The sequence below is a fragment of the Methylothermaceae bacteria B42 genome, assembly GCA_001566965.1.
In the GTDB taxonomy this organism is placed as follows: domain Bacteria; phylum Pseudomonadota; class Gammaproteobacteria; order Methylococcales; family Methylothermaceae; genus Methylohalobius.
Genome location: LSNW01000002.1, coordinates 23940 through 38969, shown reverse-complemented (window position 1 = coordinate 38969; position 15030 = coordinate 23940). Strand labels below are relative to the sequence as shown.

Annotated in this window: 15 protein-coding genes and 1 pseudogene; 11 read left to right on the top strand and 5 right to left on the bottom strand. The window is 53.4% G+C overall.

What is annotated here, in order from left to right; translation table 11 throughout:
* Positions 1–59: 59 nt before the first annotated feature.
* From murC to AXA67_02630, 6 genes are read left to right on the top strand one after another with little or no spacing between them, the layout of a single operon-like run.
* The gene (gene murC, locus AXA67_02655) at positions 60–1451 is read left to right on the top strand and encodes a UDP-N-acetylmuramate--alanine ligase (GenBank protein KXJ42065.1); all 1392 of its coding nucleotides are present in this window, start codon (positions 60–62) and stop codon (positions 1449–1451) included.
* Positions 1451–2359 carry a UDP-N-acetylenolpyruvoylglucosamine reductase gene (locus tag AXA67_02650; GenBank protein KXJ42066.1) on the top strand — a complete coding sequence of 303 codons (909 nt, stop codon included), beginning with the start codon at positions 1451–1453 and terminating at the stop codon, positions 2357–2359. The genes murC and AXA67_02650 overlap by 1 nt, the downstream gene beginning before the upstream one ends.
* Before the next feature lie 47 nt (positions 2360–2406).
* Positions 2407–3291 (top strand): D-alanine--D-alanine ligase, encoded by an 885-nt coding sequence (locus AXA67_02645; GenBank protein ID KXJ42064.1) that lies wholly within the window; start codon positions 2407–2409, stop codon positions 3289–3291.
* Positions 3281–3979: a hypothetical protein gene (locus tag AXA67_02640; protein ID KXJ42037.1), complete on the top strand. Its 699-nt coding sequence runs from the start codon at positions 3281–3283 to the stop codon at positions 3977–3979. The genes AXA67_02645 and AXA67_02640 overlap by 11 nt, the downstream gene beginning before the upstream one ends.
* A gap of 4 nt (positions 3980–3983) precedes the next feature.
* On the top strand, positions 3984–5222 hold the full coding sequence (locus AXA67_02635) for a cell division protein FtsA (protein ID KXJ42036.1): 1239 nt from the start codon (positions 3984–3986) through the stop codon (positions 5220–5222).
* A gap of 52 nt (positions 5223–5274) precedes the next feature.
* Entirely contained in the window at positions 5275–6441 is a 1167-nt protein-coding gene (locus AXA67_02630) for a cell division protein FtsZ (protein KXJ42035.1), read from the top strand.
* Positions 6442–6618: 177 nt separating this feature from the next.
* Here AXA67_02630 and AXA67_02625 read toward each other — a convergent pair whose 3' ends face one another.
* Positions 6619–7716, bottom strand: a complete 1098-nt coding sequence (locus tag AXA67_02625; GenBank protein ID KXJ42034.1) for a DNA polymerase III subunit beta — start codon at positions 7714–7716, stop codon at positions 6619–6621.
* A gap of 13 nt (positions 7717–7729) precedes the next feature.
* Positions 7730–9058: a chromosomal replication initiation protein DnaA gene (dnaA, locus tag AXA67_02620; GenBank protein ID KXJ42063.1), complete on the bottom strand. Its 1329-nt coding sequence runs from the start codon at positions 9056–9058 to the stop codon at positions 7730–7732.
* 210 nt (positions 9059–9268) lie between these two features.
* Here dnaA and AXA67_02615 point away from each other — a divergent pair, with 210 nt between their 5' ends.
* From AXA67_02615 to AXA67_02595, 5 genes are read left to right on the top strand one after another with little or no spacing between them, the layout of a single operon-like run.
* The gene (locus AXA67_02615; GenBank protein ID KXJ42033.1) at positions 9269–9403 is read left to right on the top strand and encodes a 50S ribosomal protein L34; all 135 of its coding nucleotides are present in this window, start codon (positions 9269–9271) and stop codon (positions 9401–9403) included.
* A gap of 8 nt (positions 9404–9411) precedes the next feature.
* Positions 9412–9777 (top strand): hypothetical protein, encoded by a 366-nt coding sequence (locus AXA67_02610; protein KXJ42032.1) that lies wholly within the window; start codon positions 9412–9414, stop codon positions 9775–9777.
* Positions 9774–9998: a membrane protein insertion efficiency factor YidD gene (locus AXA67_02605; protein KXJ42031.1), complete on the top strand. Its 225-nt coding sequence runs from the start codon at positions 9774–9776 to the stop codon at positions 9996–9998. The genes AXA67_02610 and AXA67_02605 overlap by 4 nt, the downstream gene beginning before the upstream one ends.
* Entirely contained in the window at positions 9991–11658 is a 1668-nt protein-coding gene (locus tag AXA67_02600; protein KXJ42030.1) for a membrane protein insertase YidC, read from the top strand. Before AXA67_02605 ends, AXA67_02600 begins: the two co-directional genes overlap by 8 nt.
* A complete protein-coding gene (locus AXA67_02595; protein KXJ42029.1) occupies positions 11655–12998 on the top strand; it encodes a hypothetical protein in 1344 nt (447 codons plus the stop codon). The genes AXA67_02600 and AXA67_02595 overlap by 4 nt, the downstream gene beginning before the upstream one ends.
* A gap of 146 nt (positions 12999–13144) precedes the next feature.
* Here AXA67_02595 and AXA67_02590 read toward each other — a convergent pair whose 3' ends face one another.
* The 3 genes and pseudogenes from AXA67_02590 to AXA67_02580 form a co-directional block, all read right to left on the bottom strand.
* Positions 13145–14398: a hypothetical protein gene (locus AXA67_02590; protein KXJ42028.1), complete on the bottom strand. Its 1254-nt coding sequence runs from the start codon at positions 14396–14398 to the stop codon at positions 13145–13147.
* A pseudogene (locus tag AXA67_02585) lies at positions 14395–14741 on the bottom strand (DNA-binding protein). Before AXA67_02585 ends, AXA67_02590 begins: the two are co-directional and overlap by 4 nt.
* The gene (locus tag AXA67_02580) at positions 14728–14943 is read right to left on the bottom strand and encodes a hypothetical protein (GenBank protein ID KXJ42027.1); all 216 of its coding nucleotides are present in this window, start codon (positions 14941–14943) and stop codon (positions 14728–14730) included. The pseudogene AXA67_02585 and the gene AXA67_02580 overlap by 14 nt, the downstream one beginning before the upstream one ends.
* Between the last annotated feature and the right edge of the window lie 87 nt (positions 14944–15030).

Sequence of the window (15030 nt, the reverse complement as noted above, 5' to 3'; positions counted from 1 at the left end):
ATCAAGAAATCACAGGCAGGGACAGCCTGCGGGCAGGCAGCGAACCTGTCCGGCGGCGGATGGCGAGAATCCGCCGGATTCACTTTGTCGGCATCGGCGGGGCGGGAATGAGTGGCATTGCCGAAGTGCTTCTCAACCTGGGTTATCGGGTTTCCGGTTCTGATATCCGGGAAAGCGTTACCCTGCAGCGGTTAAGAAGTCTGGGGGCGCAGATTTTTATCGGCCATGCCCCGCATTATGTGGATGGCGCCGATGTGGTGGTGGTGTCGAGCGCGGTGACCCAAGACAATCCGGAATGGCAAGCGGCCAGGCAGCAGCGTATTCCAGTCATTTCCCGGGCGGAAATGCTGGCGGAACTGATGCGTTTCCGTTTTGGCATTGCGGTGGCGGGAACCCACGGCAAAACCACCACCACCAGCCTGGTGGCGAGCATTTTGGGCGAAGCCGGATTGGATCCCACCTTTGTCATTGGCGGGCGTCTCAATAGTATTGGCAGTCATGCGGCGCTTGGGGAAAGCCCCTATTTAGTGGCGGAAGCGGATGAAAGCGATGCCTCATTTCTTCACTTGCAACCCATGATGGCCGTGGTGACCAACGTGGACCAGGATCACATGGCCACCTATGGTGGAGACTACCGACGCTTGCAAGAAACCTTTATTGAATTTCTGCATCATTTGCCTTTTTACGGCTTGGCGGTGGTGTGCCGCGATGATCCGGGGGGGGAAGCGATTTTGCCGGAGATCAATAAGCCGGTAAAAACCTATGGCACCCATCCAGAAGCCGATGTTCGCGCCAGTCAAATCAAACCCAAAGGATTGCGGACCCAGTTTATCGTCGAAACAGCCGATTTGGTTCAGCCCCTGGCGCTGGAACTCAATCTTCCCGGTCACCATAACCTGTTGAATGCCTTGGCAGCGGTGACCATTGCGCTTGAACTGGAGGTCCATCCCAGCGCAATCCGCCGTGCATTGTCAGGATTTGCAGGCATTGGCCGCCGCTTTCAAGTGGAGACCTTGGCGTGGCGAGACGGGGAAGTCATATGGGTGGACGATTATGGCCATCATCCCAAGGAAATCGAAGTGACCCTCGCCGCGGTTCGCCGCTCTTGGCCTGGGCGGCGTTTGTTGTTGGTGTTTCAGCCTCATCGATTCAGCCGCACCCGGGATCTGTTCGATGATTTTGTGAGTGTCTTGGAAACCGCTGATGAATTGGTGCTGCTCGATGTCTATCCCGCAGGTGAACAATCTATTGAAGGCGCCGATTCCCTGGCTTTGGCCCGGGCCTTGAGAGGACGAGGCCAATCCCCCAGTCTGGCGGGTTTTCCGGAAGATATACCAGATGTTCTGAAGGGGATATTACAGCCGGGCGATGTGCTATTGACCATGGGGGCAGGCAGTATCGGTCAGCTTTCCGGCCAGTTGCCGGACATGCTCAAAGAGATAGAACCATGATGAATACCAATAAAACGGCATTAAACACAATTCGGGGAGAACTGCTTTTTGACGAACCTTTGAGCCGTTACACCAGTTGGCGAATAGGTGGGCCTGCGAAACGCTTTTTCCGGCCGGAGGATAAAGAGGATCTTATCCGTTTCTTGCATACCCTGCCGGCGGAGGAACCGCTGCTTTGGCTGGGATTGGGCAGTAACATTTTGGTGCGCGATGGCGGCGTGAGCGGCACCGTAATTTGCACCGTCAACCGGCTTTCCAACATGGCCTTGGAAAATGGTCTGGTTTATGCTGAAGCCGGCGTGCCCTGTGCCCATGTGGCCCGGTTCTGCAGCATTCACGGGTTGACGGGAATGGAATTTCTGGCAGGGATTCCCGGCACCATGGGAGGCGCCTTGGCAATGAACGCTGGGGCTTTCGGCAGTGAAACCTGGAACTGGGTGAAAGCAGTTGAAACCGTCGACCGTTATGGCGAACTCTACCGCCGTAAACCCTCCGAGTATGAAATTAGTTACCGCAGCGTCAACGGGCCGGCCAATGAATGGTTTCTGGGGGTTTGGCTCAAGCCCCATCCGGGCGATATTCAGGAAGGTCAGCGCCGTATCCGTGAACTCTTGGCGCGGCGCAACCAAACCCAGCCCACCCGCTTTCCCAATGGCGGGTCCGTCTTCAAAAATCCGCCTGGAGATTATGCCGCCCGATTGATTGAGTCCTGTGGCCTTAAAGGAAAACAAGTGGGAGGCGCCAAGATTTCTGAGTTGCATGCCAACTTTATTATCAACACGGGCAGCGCCAGCGCCAGGGATGTGGAAGCCTTGATAGCAATGATTCGGGAGGCAGTAAAACGTCAGCACGGCATTGAATTGGAACTGGAAATCCAAATTATTGGGGAACCTGGAGAGCACCAGTGACAGCTAGAATCACCGATCCCAAAGCATTTGGCAAAGTGGCGGTACTGATGGGAGGCGCCAGCGCCGAGCGGGAAATATCGCTGCAAAGCGGCCAGGCGGTGCTGACGGCTTTAAAGCGCCAGGGGGTGAATGCGGTGGCGGTGGAAGTGGGCAAGTATCCTCTGCCTCCCTTGCTCGATCAGGATTTTGACCGGGTTTTCAATTGTCTTCACGGGCGCGGGGGTGAGGATGGCGTTCTGCAAGGAGCCTTGGAAGCCATCGATTTGCCCTATACCGGCAGCGGCGTTCTGGGATCGGCATTGAGCATGGACAAGTTAAGCAGCAAATTGTGCTGGCGGGGCGCAGGCCTGCCGACGCCTGAATGGCGCATTCTTTCCAACGAAGCAGATTTGGCGCAATGCGTCGATCAGCTGGGATTGCCTGTCATTGTCAAACCAGCCCTGGAAGGTTCCAGCCTGGGAATGAGCAAAGCGGACGATTTCGAATCCTTAAAACAGGCCTGGAAGCAGGCCAGGGAATTTGGTTGCCTGGTTTTCGCCGAGCGCTGGATTGAGGGGGAAGAATACACGGTTGGAATGGTGCAGGAAGCCATGTTGCCCTTGATCAAACTGGAAACCCCAAGGGTGTTCTATGACTACGAGGCCAAATACGAGGCCGATAGCACCCGCTATCTATGTCCTTGCGGGTTGCCCTCCTTTCGCGAGGAAGCGTTGCAAACGCTGGCAAAAAAGGCTTGTGACGTACTCAGTGTCAGGGGTTGGGGGAGGGTGGATTTGTTTCTTGATACCAGCGGCCAGCCTTGGTTGATTGAAGTGAACACGGTACCCGGCATGACCGGTCACAGTCTGGTACCCATGGCGGCAAAAGCAGCGGGTATGGAGATGGAGGAATTGGTATGGCGGATTTTGGAGACCAGCTTTAATGAGAGTTGACCCCGTTCGTCTCACTGCCTGGATGGCGGGCACGGCTTCCCTGGTCTGGTTGGCCTGGAGCGCCATGCAGACCATGCCTATTCGCTATGTGCGGATTGAAGGGGAACTGCACCATTTGCGCCTTCCGCAAATCCGCAAGGTGCTGGCGCCTTTGCTTGCCAATTATTGGAACGTGGATTTGGCGGTTGTCACCCAGGCGGTACAAGCCCTGCCTTGGGTTGATCGCGTCCGGGTGGAAAGGCAGTGGCCCGACACCTTGGTGCTGCGGGTCTGGGAACAAACGCCATATCTGCGTTGGGGGAAAGAAGCTTTGATGAATCACCGGGGAGACAGCTTCATTCCGCCAGAGTTGAAGGAATATGACAGGCTGCCTGTATTAGTTGGCCCCGATGGTTATCAAACAAGGCTGTTTGAGGCCTATGAGCAAATGGTTGCCGCTCTGAAACCATTGGGATTGCAAGTCTTGCGTTTGGAAGTGGATCCGCGCCGCAGTTGGCGGGTGACTTTAAATGGTGGCATGGAGATGGTGTTGGGGAGAAAAAATCCATTGACGGCTTTTCAAACGGTGGCGACATCCCTGAAACAATTGGGCGAGAAGCGGCTAAAAAAAGTGCGGCGGTTGGATGCCCGCTACGATCATGGTTTTTCCGTGCTCTGGAAGGTATCCGGCCGCAAAGATTCACGGTAACAGTATGGCAAAACGTAAAGAAAGAAATTTTATTGTGGGATTGGATATCGGCACTTCCAAGGTGGCCGCCATTGTTGGCGAAATCAATACGGAAGAAAACGAAATCGAAATCGTCGGTATCGGCGTGCATCCCTCCACGGGGTTGAAGAAAGGGGTGGTGGTTAACCTGGAAGCCACGGTGCAAGCTATCCAACGGGCCGTGGAAGAGGCCGAGCTCATGGCTGGCTACCAGATCCATTCCGTTTATGTGGGCATCGCTGGCAGTCATATACGCAGCCTGAATTCCCACGGGATTGTCGCCATCAAGGACAAGGAGGTCGGGCAGGCGGATGTGGACCGGGTCATTGACTCCGCCCGGGCGGTGGCTATCCCCGCTGATCAGAAGATTCTCCACATTCTTCCCCAGGAATACATTATCGACAGCCAAAACGGCATTAAAGAGCCGGTGGGCATGGCCGGTATCCGCCTGGAAGCCAAGGTACATATCATCAGCGGCGCGGTTAGCGCCGCCCAGAATCTTGTCAAGTGCATTCGCCGCTGCGGCCTGGAAGTGGAGGACATTATTCTCGAGCAGCTAGCTTCGTGTTATGCGGTATTGAGCGAGGATGAGAAAAATCTTGGGGTGTGTCTGGTGGATATCGGCGGGGGAACCACCGATATCGCGGTATTCACCGATGGCGCCATCCGTCACACCGCCGTGATTCCCATCGCCGGAGATCAGATTACCAATGATATTGCGGTGGCGCTCAGAACACCCACCCATCACGCGGAAAGAATCAAAATTGAATACGCCAGCGCCCTGACCCAGTTGGCGGACATCGACGATATGATTGAAGTCCCCAGCATTGGCGACCGGCCGCCTCGGCGGATTTCCCGCCATCATTTGGCCGAGATTGTCGAACCACGCTGTGAGGAATTGATGCTGCTGGTGCAGTCGGAGCTGCGCCGCAGCGGCTTTGAAGATCTGATTGCCGGCGGCATTGTGCTGACGGGTGGCAGTTCCAAAGTGACAGGGCTGGTGGAGTTGGCGGAAGAAATTTTTCATATGCCAGTGCGGATAGGCATGCCACGCCATGTCACCGGCTTGACCGATGTGATTCGCAATCCCGCTTATTCGACAGGGGTGGGGTTGCTGCTGTTTGGTTATGAAAATCAATCATCGCTGCAAAAGCTGGCGGGCGGGAGTTCCACGCTATCAGCGATTTGGCAACGGATGTGTAGTTGGTTCCGGGGTAATTTTTAGGGGTAGAACTTGAATAGGGTCTATATTTTATTAATCAGACGAGGAGAGAAAGATGACATTTGAAATTGTAGACGACTATAGCCAGAACGCGGTCATTAAAGTGATTGGCATTGGCGGCGGGGGCAGCAACGCTGTGGATCATATGGTGAGCAGCAGCATCGATGGGGTGGATTTTATTTGCGCCAATACCGATGCTCAAGCCTTGCGTAAATCGTCAGCCAAGACGGTGTTGCAGATTGGCAGTGAATTGACCAAGGGACTTGGCGCCGGCGCCAACCCAGAAGTGGGCAAGCAAGCGGCGATGGACGACCGGGACCGGATTCAGGAGATGATTCACGGCGCCGATATGGTTTTCTTGACGGCCGGCATGGGGGGCGGTACCGGGACCGGAGCCGCGCCGGTATTTGCCGAAATCGCCAAGGATTTGGGCGTGCTAACCGTGGCGGTGGTGACCAAACCGTTCCCGTTTGAAGGCGGCAAACGTTTGGCCATTGCCGAAAAGGGAATCGAAGAACTGGGTCAATATGTGGATTCCTTAATCACCATTCCCAACGAAAAACTGCTGCAAGTGTTGGGTGAAGAGTCCAGCCTGCTACAAGCCTTTGCTTCCGCCAATGACGTGTTGCTTGGGGCGGTGCAGGGCATTGCCGAACTGATTACCCGGCCGGGCTTGATTAACGTGGATTTCGCTGACGTTCGTACGGTGATGTCGGAAATGGGCATGGCGATGATGGGCACCGGCGCCGCCAGCGGTGAAGGCCGGGCGAAGGAAGCCGCCCGGCGGGCTATCTCCAGTCCTTTGCTGGAAGATGTTAACTTGCAAGGCGCGCGGGGCGTGCTGGTCAACATTACTGGTGGCCTGGATCTCTCTATTGGCGAGTTCGACGTGGTTGGTAACACGGTTAAGGAATACGCTTCCGAGGATGCCGTGGTTGTGGTGGGTACCGTGATTGACCCGGATTTGCAGGACGAGGTGCGGGTGACCGTGGTAGCGACGGGACTGGCTGGCGCCAAGTCAACTGCTGTGGAACCCCCAGTCAAACTGGTGGAAAAGAACACCAGTGGCGAAGTGGATTACGACAAGCTGGATCGGCCCACTGTGATTCGCAAGCAACCCCCCGAGCGGACCCGGGAAGTGCGGGTGCCTGCTTCCGGCGGGCAAGCGGAAGACCTGGACTATCTGGATATCCCCGCTTTTTTGCGGCGGCAAGCGGATTAATGGATTAAGGAAATTATGATTTATTCTGAGTTTCCTGCGACACAGGGAAGTGTTGCCAAAATCAGTCGCTGCAAGGGATTGTTTTGCGCTCTGAGAATTCAGGGATGAATTATTCAGAGCTTTATATACAACCAAGAGTAGTTTGACAGTCAAACCACCCTATTTGTCCATAGGGCATCACAGCCGCATGGGCATGACGATAAAGCGGACGCTGGGGTCTTCGGGATCTTCAATCAAACAGCTAAAAGTCTGATCGGCAAAGGACAGGCGTACTTCTTCTGAATCAATATGGGCCAGAGCGTCACCCAGGTAGCTGGCGTTGTAGCCGGCATGAAATGGCTCGCCCTGGAAATTGACTTCCAATTCTTCTTCGGCTTCTTCCTGATCCGGGTTGTGGGCGCTGAGCTTCAATATATTAGACCCTGCCTCCAGACGAATCCCTTTGAATTGTTCGTTGGAAAGAATGGAAACCCGGCTGACAGCGTCTTTTAATTCTTGCCGGTTGCATATCAAAATCCGGTGGATGTCTTGAGGGAAAACCCGCCGGTAGTCGGGGTAGCGGCCATCAATTAATTTGCAGAAAAATATCACTGCAGGCAATTCAACCCGTATATTGTTTGAACTGAGCTGGATTGAAATGGTTTCCTCGCCATCCAGCAGGCGAAACAATTCCTGTACTCCTTTGCGGGGGAGTATGGGTTGAGCAATGGTTGCCACAGGTTCCGCCAGGTTTTGCTCGCACCAGGCCAGCCGGTGGCCGTCAGATGCCACCGCCCGGATTGCCTGCCCTTCCATCTCCAAAAGCAGGCCATTGAGGTAATAACGTACATCTTGTTGGGCCATGGCATAGAGGGTTTTGGCCAGCAGTTTTTTTAGCGCTTCGCCGCTCAATTGCACTTCGGCAGTCACTTCGCCAAGCGAGAATTCCGGAAAGTTATCGCTGGGCAGCGTGACCAGGGAAAAGCGGCTGCGTCCAGCTTTGATTTCCAGGGATTTTTCTTCCTTCAATTCGCTGTGGATTACCGTACCAGTAGGAAGCAACCGGCAGATATCGAGCAATTTGCGGGCTGCCACAGTCGTCTCGCCATTTTGTCCGGATATTTCGGTTGTGGCGATAAGCTCGATTTCCAGATCGGTGCCAATCAAGGTCAGTCTTCCGTCTTTCACGCGGAGCAAGACGTTGGACAAAATAGGTAGGGTCTGGCGTCTTTCAATAACGCCCACCACCTTTTGCAAAGCTTCTAATAGATTTTCTCGGGCAATGGAAAACTGCATTGGGTTGTGATTTTTAGTTAGTTAGCATATGGAGCAAGGTGGCGTAATCTTCAGCGATTTTACTATCGGTTTCTTTCAGCTCCGCCACCTTGCGACAGGCATGGAGTACCGTAGTATGATCCCGTCCGCTAAAGAATTCGCCTATTTCGGGCAAGCTGTGATTGGTCAGTTCTTTCGCCAAGGCCATGGCAATTTGCCGGGGACGGGTAATAGAGCGGGTGCGCCGGTTGGATAACAAATCCGCCACGCGGATTTTGTAATATTCCGCCACGGTTTTCTGAATGTTATCCACACTGACGAGCTTGTCCTGAACCGCGATCAAATCCCGCAGGGCGTCTTTGGTGAATTCCAGGGTGATCGGGTCGCCCGTGAATTGCGCCCGGGCAATCACCCGCCTCAGCGCGCCTTCCAACTCGCGGATGTTGGAGCGGATCCTTTTACCGATGAAAAAAGCCACATCCGGGGGCAGGGTCACGCCCCAATTTTGGGCCTTTGCCAGCAAAATAGCGACTCTTGTTTCCAGGTCAGGAGGCTCGATGGCCACCGGCAAGCCCCAACCAAAGCGGGATTTGAGGCGTTCCTCCAAACCATCGATTTCCTTCGGATAACGGTCGCAGGTGAGGACGACCTGGCGTTTGTTTTCCAGCAGGGTGTTGAAGGTATGGAAAAATTCTTCCTGGGAACGTTCCTTGCCGGCGAAAAATTGAATATCGTCAATCAATAATGCATCCAGGGACCGGTAATATTCCTTAAAGGCGTTGATGGCATTGTGCTGCAGGGCGCTAACCATATCCGACACAAACCGCTCGGAGTGGAGATAAACCACGCTGGCATTGGGATTTTGTTGCAGAATCATATTGCCAATGGCGTGCATCAAGTGGGTCTTGCCTAAACCCACACCGCCATAAATAAAGAGCGGGTTGTAGGCGTTGCCGACATTTTCCGCCACCTGCATGGCGGCGGCCTTGGCGAATTGATTGGATTTGCCTTCCACGAAAGTAGCGAAGGTGAAAGCAGAGTTGAGGTTGTGGCTAACCGGCTGTTTCTCAGGTTTCGCTTTTTTGGCGCCGAAAGTCGGGCGACTCGGGGCGGGGGTGTTATCCTCGCGGGCGCCGATTTCCAAGGTGACCCGGGTGTGATGGCCATTATTTTTCGGCAAGGCAGCGTTGATTTGGTCGAAAAAATGATCTTTGACCCAATCCAGAACAAAACGGTTGGGCGCCAGCAACTTCAATTCTCCGCCGTTTTCCACCGCCTGCAAAGGGCGAATCCAAGTGTTGAATTGCTGCGGCGGGATTTCATTTTCGAGTTTTTGGATGCAATGGTTCCAGAGGTCGCTCATGGGATGTTGGCCTAACAGGGTTAGAATTCGTCGTATTTCGGGCAACATGGCAGGTTGATATTTGCCATGATTTCCAGCCTTTTCCGCAGTGGGGAGAATACTATACCGGATTTGGCTGCGGCGGGCAGCATTGACATTTACCCCGACTGTGCGTATTATTCTTTGTCTTTTTTCTATATTTATCAAATAATTAACTGAAGGCCGGAAACGATGAAAAGAACCTATCAACCCAGCAAAATCAAGCGTGTACGCACCCACGGATTCCGCGCCCGGATGCGCACCAAAGGTGGGCGTAAAGTGATTGCTTCGCGCAGAGCCAAAGGGCGGGCCCGGTTGGCGCTCTAATCCATTTTTTGGCAGGCGAACGTTTCACCTTTCCAAAAAGCCGGAGGTTACTGCGGGCGGCGGAATATGACTATGTTTTCAGCCAGGCTCAGGCTTCGAGCGATGCCTATTTTACCATTCTGATGCGGCCTAACGATAAGGATTATGCGCGGTTAGGGCTGGCACTCTCAAAAAAGAAAATCAAACACGCAGTGGCGCGTAATCGCCTGAAGCGGCTAATTCGGGAAAGTTTCCGCTTGCATCAGTACCAATTACCGGCCGTGGATATCGTGGCAATGGCAAAACCGGCAGCAGCGAAAGCCGATAATAAAGAATTATGGGAATCATTAGCAAAGCATTGGCAGCGATTAATAGCGGCCTATCCGTCGTCTTGAAGACGGTGATTCACGGTTACCGGTTTTTTCTCAGCCCGTGGTTGGGCAATCAATGCCGTTTTCATCCTACTTGTTCCCATTATGCACTCTCCGCCATTGAACAATATGGCGCCTTGACTGGCAGTTGGCTCGCTATCCGCCGGCTTTTGCGGTGTCATCCCTGGCATCCTGGCGGACTGGACCCTGTCCCGGAGAAACTTGGAAAAAAACAACATGGATAATCTTAGATTCTTACTGTTCATCCTTTTTGTCTTTTTAGGCTATATGCTATGGAGCGCGTGGCAACAAGACTACGGCCCCAGGCCCCCTGCCTTGCAACAACAAACTGCTGGTGCCCAACCGGTAGGAGCACCTCCAGCCCCTGATGGCACCCCGGAAGTGGCTGCCACGGCGGCCACGGAAGAAGGTACTGCTCCGCAGGCAACAGCTGCTGTGCCAACCCGGGCGAGCCCGGGACGGATTGTGGTGCGTACCGATGTGGTGCGGGCGGAAATTGATTTATTAGGCGGGGATATCAAGGTTGTCGATTTGCTGAAATATCCTGTTTCCAAGAAACATCCAGATCAGCCAGTCAGGCTATTGACCGATGATCCGGTGGGTTTGTTTGTGACCCAAACCGGATTTCTCGGCGACGAAAAGATAGCGCCCAAGCATACGGTTCCCTGGCAAGGCAATCCCGGGGAGTTTGTATTGCAGCCTGGCCAATCTGAACTGCGCATTCCCTTGATTTGGACCAATGGCGAAGGCTTGAAGATCACCAAGACTTTCATTTTCAAGCCCGGCAGTTACGAGGTGGGAATTCAATATCACGTGGACAACGGTACTTCCGCTGTCTGGAAAGCCCATCAATACGGCCAATTGAAGCGCAAGCGCCCTGCTAAAAGAAAGGGCAATACCTTTATCCGAACTTTCACCGGCGTGGCTTGCCGCACGGCAGACGAGCCTTATGAAAAGTTTTCTTTCAACGATATTGAAGATCTACCCTTGACCTGGGAGGCGGAAGGTGGCTGGTGCGCCATGATTCAACACTATTTCATCGCCGCCTGGCTGCCCCCGGAAAATCAACTCAATCACTTCTATACCAAACCTCTGCCGGAACAGACTTACATCGTTGGTTCCTACGCCCCCGCAACCACATTGGCGCCAGGTGAATCCACCAGCCTGAATGTTCGTTATTATATCGGTCCCAAGCTGCAACGGGTGTTGGAAAAGGTAGCGCCAGGCCTGGAACTGACCGTGGACTTCGGCATTTTCACGTTCATCGCCAAACCTATCTTCTGGCTGCTGGAACAATTCCATAAATATTTCGGCAACTGGGGGTGGGCGATTATTGCCACCACGGTGGTCATCAAGGCGCTGTTTTATCCCTTGTCGGCCGCCAGTTACCGTTCCATGGCCAACATGCGCAAGCTGCAGCCAAAAATGCAGGCGCTGAAGGAGCGCTTCGGGGACGACAAGCAAAAATTCAATCAAGCCCTGATGCAGCTTTACCGGCAAGAAAAGGTCAATCCCTTGGGCGGATGTCTGCCGATCCTGATACAAATCCCCGTGTTTATTTCCCTCTACTGGGTACTGGTGGAAAGTGTCGAATTGCGGCAGGTGCCTTTCGTCCTGTGGTTGGATGATTTGACTTCGCGCGATCCTTATTTCATTCTGCCCATGCTCATGGGCCTGACCATGTGGATTCAGCAAAAACTGAGTCCACCGCCGGCTGATCCCGTCCAGGCTCAGGTGATGAAGATGTTCCCTTTGATTTTCACTGTCTTTTTCGCCTTTTTCCCCGCCGGATTGGTGCTCTATTGGGTGGTGAATAATACCCTGTCTATTGTTCAACAGTGGTATATCAACCGCAAAATCGAAGCGAGCAGCAAACCCGCTTGATTCCTGGCCAAGACATCATTGCCGCCCCCGCCACCCCACCGGGGCGGGGGGCGGTGGCAATGGTTCGTATTTCCGGCCCGGATCTCGTTTCCTTAGCCAAGTCGCTGACTCACCGGCAATTACAGCCGCGTCAGGCCCATTTTGTGGCCTTCCTTGATGAGTCCGGCATGCCAATCGATCAAGGTCTAGCGCTCTATTTCCCCGCCCCCGCCTCTTTTACCGGCGAAGATGTCCTGGAGCTTCATTGTCACGGCAGTCCCGTGGTGGTGGAGATGCTGCTCAAACGGGTATTTCAACTGGGTGCCCGTCCCGCCCAGCCGGGCGAGTTCAGCCGCCGGGCGTTTTTGAACGGCAAACTGGATTTGGCCCAGGCGGAAGCCATCGCCGCCCTCATCGAAAGTACCTCACAGCAGGCGGTCCACGCCGCTGGGCGCTCTTTGGAAGGCGAATTTTCCCGCCGGATCAAGGCATTGGTTGAAGAGCTAACTTTGCTGCGGGTCCAAGTGGAAGCTGCCATTGATTTTAGTGATGAAGACATTGATTTTATCGCCGAGGGTGATGTTATTCCACGATTGGTAAATCTCTTAGAGCAATTGCAGGCGATACAGCTGAGTGCTCGTCAAGGCCATTTATTGCAAGAAGGCATGACTGTGGTGATTGCCGGCAAGCCCAATGCCGGCAAATCCAGCTTATTGAACCGTCTGGCACAGCGTGATGCGGCTATCGTCACCCATCTGCCCGGGACCACAAGGGATTTGCTCCACGAAACCATCCAGCTTGACGGCATGCCCTTGCGCGTGATTGATACCGCGGGTATTCGCCAGGGCGGGGATGTGATCGAGCAGGAAGGCATGCGTCGGGCGCTAGAAGCAATGCAAAAGGCGGACAGGATTTTGCTGGTGGAAGATGCAACGGTCAGTGGTCAGGGAGAAGCAGGTGTGCCGTTGCCTCCGGGAATCCCTATTACCCGGATTAAAAACAAGATTGACTTGATTCGGCAAGCACCTGGTATGGAAGAAAGAGAAGGAGAAACAGTCATCCGGTTATCGGCCAAAACCGGCGCGGGAGTGAGTAATTTGCGCGAGCATCTGAAAGCCAGCATGGGATTTGAAGCCGAAGCGGAAGACACCCTAGCCGCCCGCCGCCGCCACCTGGAAGCGTTGCAACGGGTCAGAGACTGGATTGACCAGGCGCGGGAAGAACTAACGTCGGCGCAAGCGCCGGAATTGGTCGCGGAAAACCTGCGCCTGGCGCAACAGGCATTGGGTGAAATTACCGGTGAAGTTACTACCGAAGACTTATTGGGCAGGATATTTTCAGAGTTTTGTATTGGTAAGTAAAAAATCCGGGGGGATTTGTCGCGTCTCCTGGCAAAAAAATTATGAAATTAGTTGGGTGAAGTCACGACGCTATTGACTATTACCTGAGTCAGATGTTGTGTGGCTAAATTAAATTTAGCATGGTATATGACTATACTATTGCATGGTTATCGGATGTCAGGCTTGTACGCCCAAGTTCGTTTTTGCCGTGGGTTCTTAGAGGGGTCTAGGGCAATAAAAATGAAAACCTGATTGATGGGATCATAATCCAGGGTGTGGAATTCCCCCGTGCCGATTTGGATGTCTTTTTCTTCAGATGCGACTTTCATTTTTTCCCGGGTCCAGGTGTTATTCCTGGGGTCAAAGCTATGAAAATAACCATTTTGCACTGCGCCGCCAATAATCCTGTGCTGAGGGTCGTAAGCATAACCGACTGCCCTGCCGCCGACAGGCGCCGGTCCTTTGGTTTTTAGCAGGATTGTTTTTGATTTTTGCCAGTGTTTGCGGTCTAAAATCAGCTTTCTTACCATGCTGGGCTGAGAAGCTTCTTTTGTTCTTTCAAACAAATACAGGGTTTGGGTAGGTGGATAGTAAACCAGGTTATGATCATAAAATTCATAATCAACGCGAACGAAGGTTTCTACTTCGTCGGTGTTTGGGTTATAGACCCACATACCGCCTTTGCCTGCATGTTTATTTTGTCCAATGATTAGGATTCTCCTGGAAACCGGATCATATTCAGCGGCGGCATAGTCTGACCAGGGAAATTCAAATGCTCTCCCATAAATCCACTTGTTGTCAGAGGGGTTGTCTAAGGGAAGGAGGGCAACGGCGCGGATGGTAGTATAGTAGCGGTGGCAATATCCCGCGCCGGGGGCAGCGCTCAAAATCATTAAATTAGGAATGCCGTTGACCGGTGCTATCACCGTCATATCATAAGTGTGCCGGGCGGCGGGATGGCCGGTCGTTAAATGATAACCTTTAGGGGAAAGTTTTTGGGCGGAGGTTTGCGCGCAAGACATACTGGGATAAAGGCTTTGCCATTGCAGCTTATCCCGCTTTAAATCAAGCATATCCACGTCCGTTCGGGCGGTGGCCGCATGGCCGCCGCCAAACATGAGTATGCGGTGATTATAGGGGTCATAATTAAAGCGGCTATAGTCGGTAATCGTCCAACAGACATTTTTTTCGCCATTAATAATACGTTCCACGCAGCGGTATTGCCCTAAATCCTGGGCCGTGCCTGGTGGAATGGCTGAAAGCTTCGAATGGGGCCTATGGGTCGTGTTTGGTGTTGTTGTAATGGCTGCCTTGCTATTGCTGGAAGATGGGGGAATACCGTCTGCCTTCGCGGTTACCAGAATACAAAACGCAATGGCTGTGAATTGGGAGGCTAACTGCATCCGGTTTTTGTGGTTCATGGATGGATTTCGTTGGTCAGCAGTTCTAGGCGATGCACTTTCGCCGTTGCGGCGATGATGGCATCGGGCAGTTTGATTCGGTGCTGGCGGCGAATCGCGATAGCAACATCCTCGATCTCCAGTGTCACTGACAGATAGACCATGCGCGCCAGTAAAGTGTGGATAGTCGCCTCCTCTTCTGCGGTCAGAGCAGGGAAGCTCAGCAGTTCCATGCGGTGACGGCGCTATATGCGCAGCGTCCGGTCAAAACGCGCCGGTCATGAATCAGCCGCAAAGCCTCGGAATGACGCTGTAGCAGGCCAATGACGATGTTAGTGTCCAGCAACCATTCAATCCCACTCACGGCGCATTGTCTCTTGAAGTTCGACAGGTTCTCCCTGAAATGCGGAAACAGGCGTCAATGTCAGAATGAAGTCTTCCAGCAGCCTATCTTCCGCCACTGGCCGGTTGAGATATTCGGCGAAACGTAGCACTTTACGGGCTTCGGGTTCAGGCAAGTTTTTCACCACTTCTAAGATGCGTTCGGCTGTATCTTGATTGCACATGACATTTCTCCTGTTCTACATGGGTGGCCTCGGGAACTTCTTCCTATCACTTCATGATATTGCTGGCGGTGGCACCGCACAGCAAAT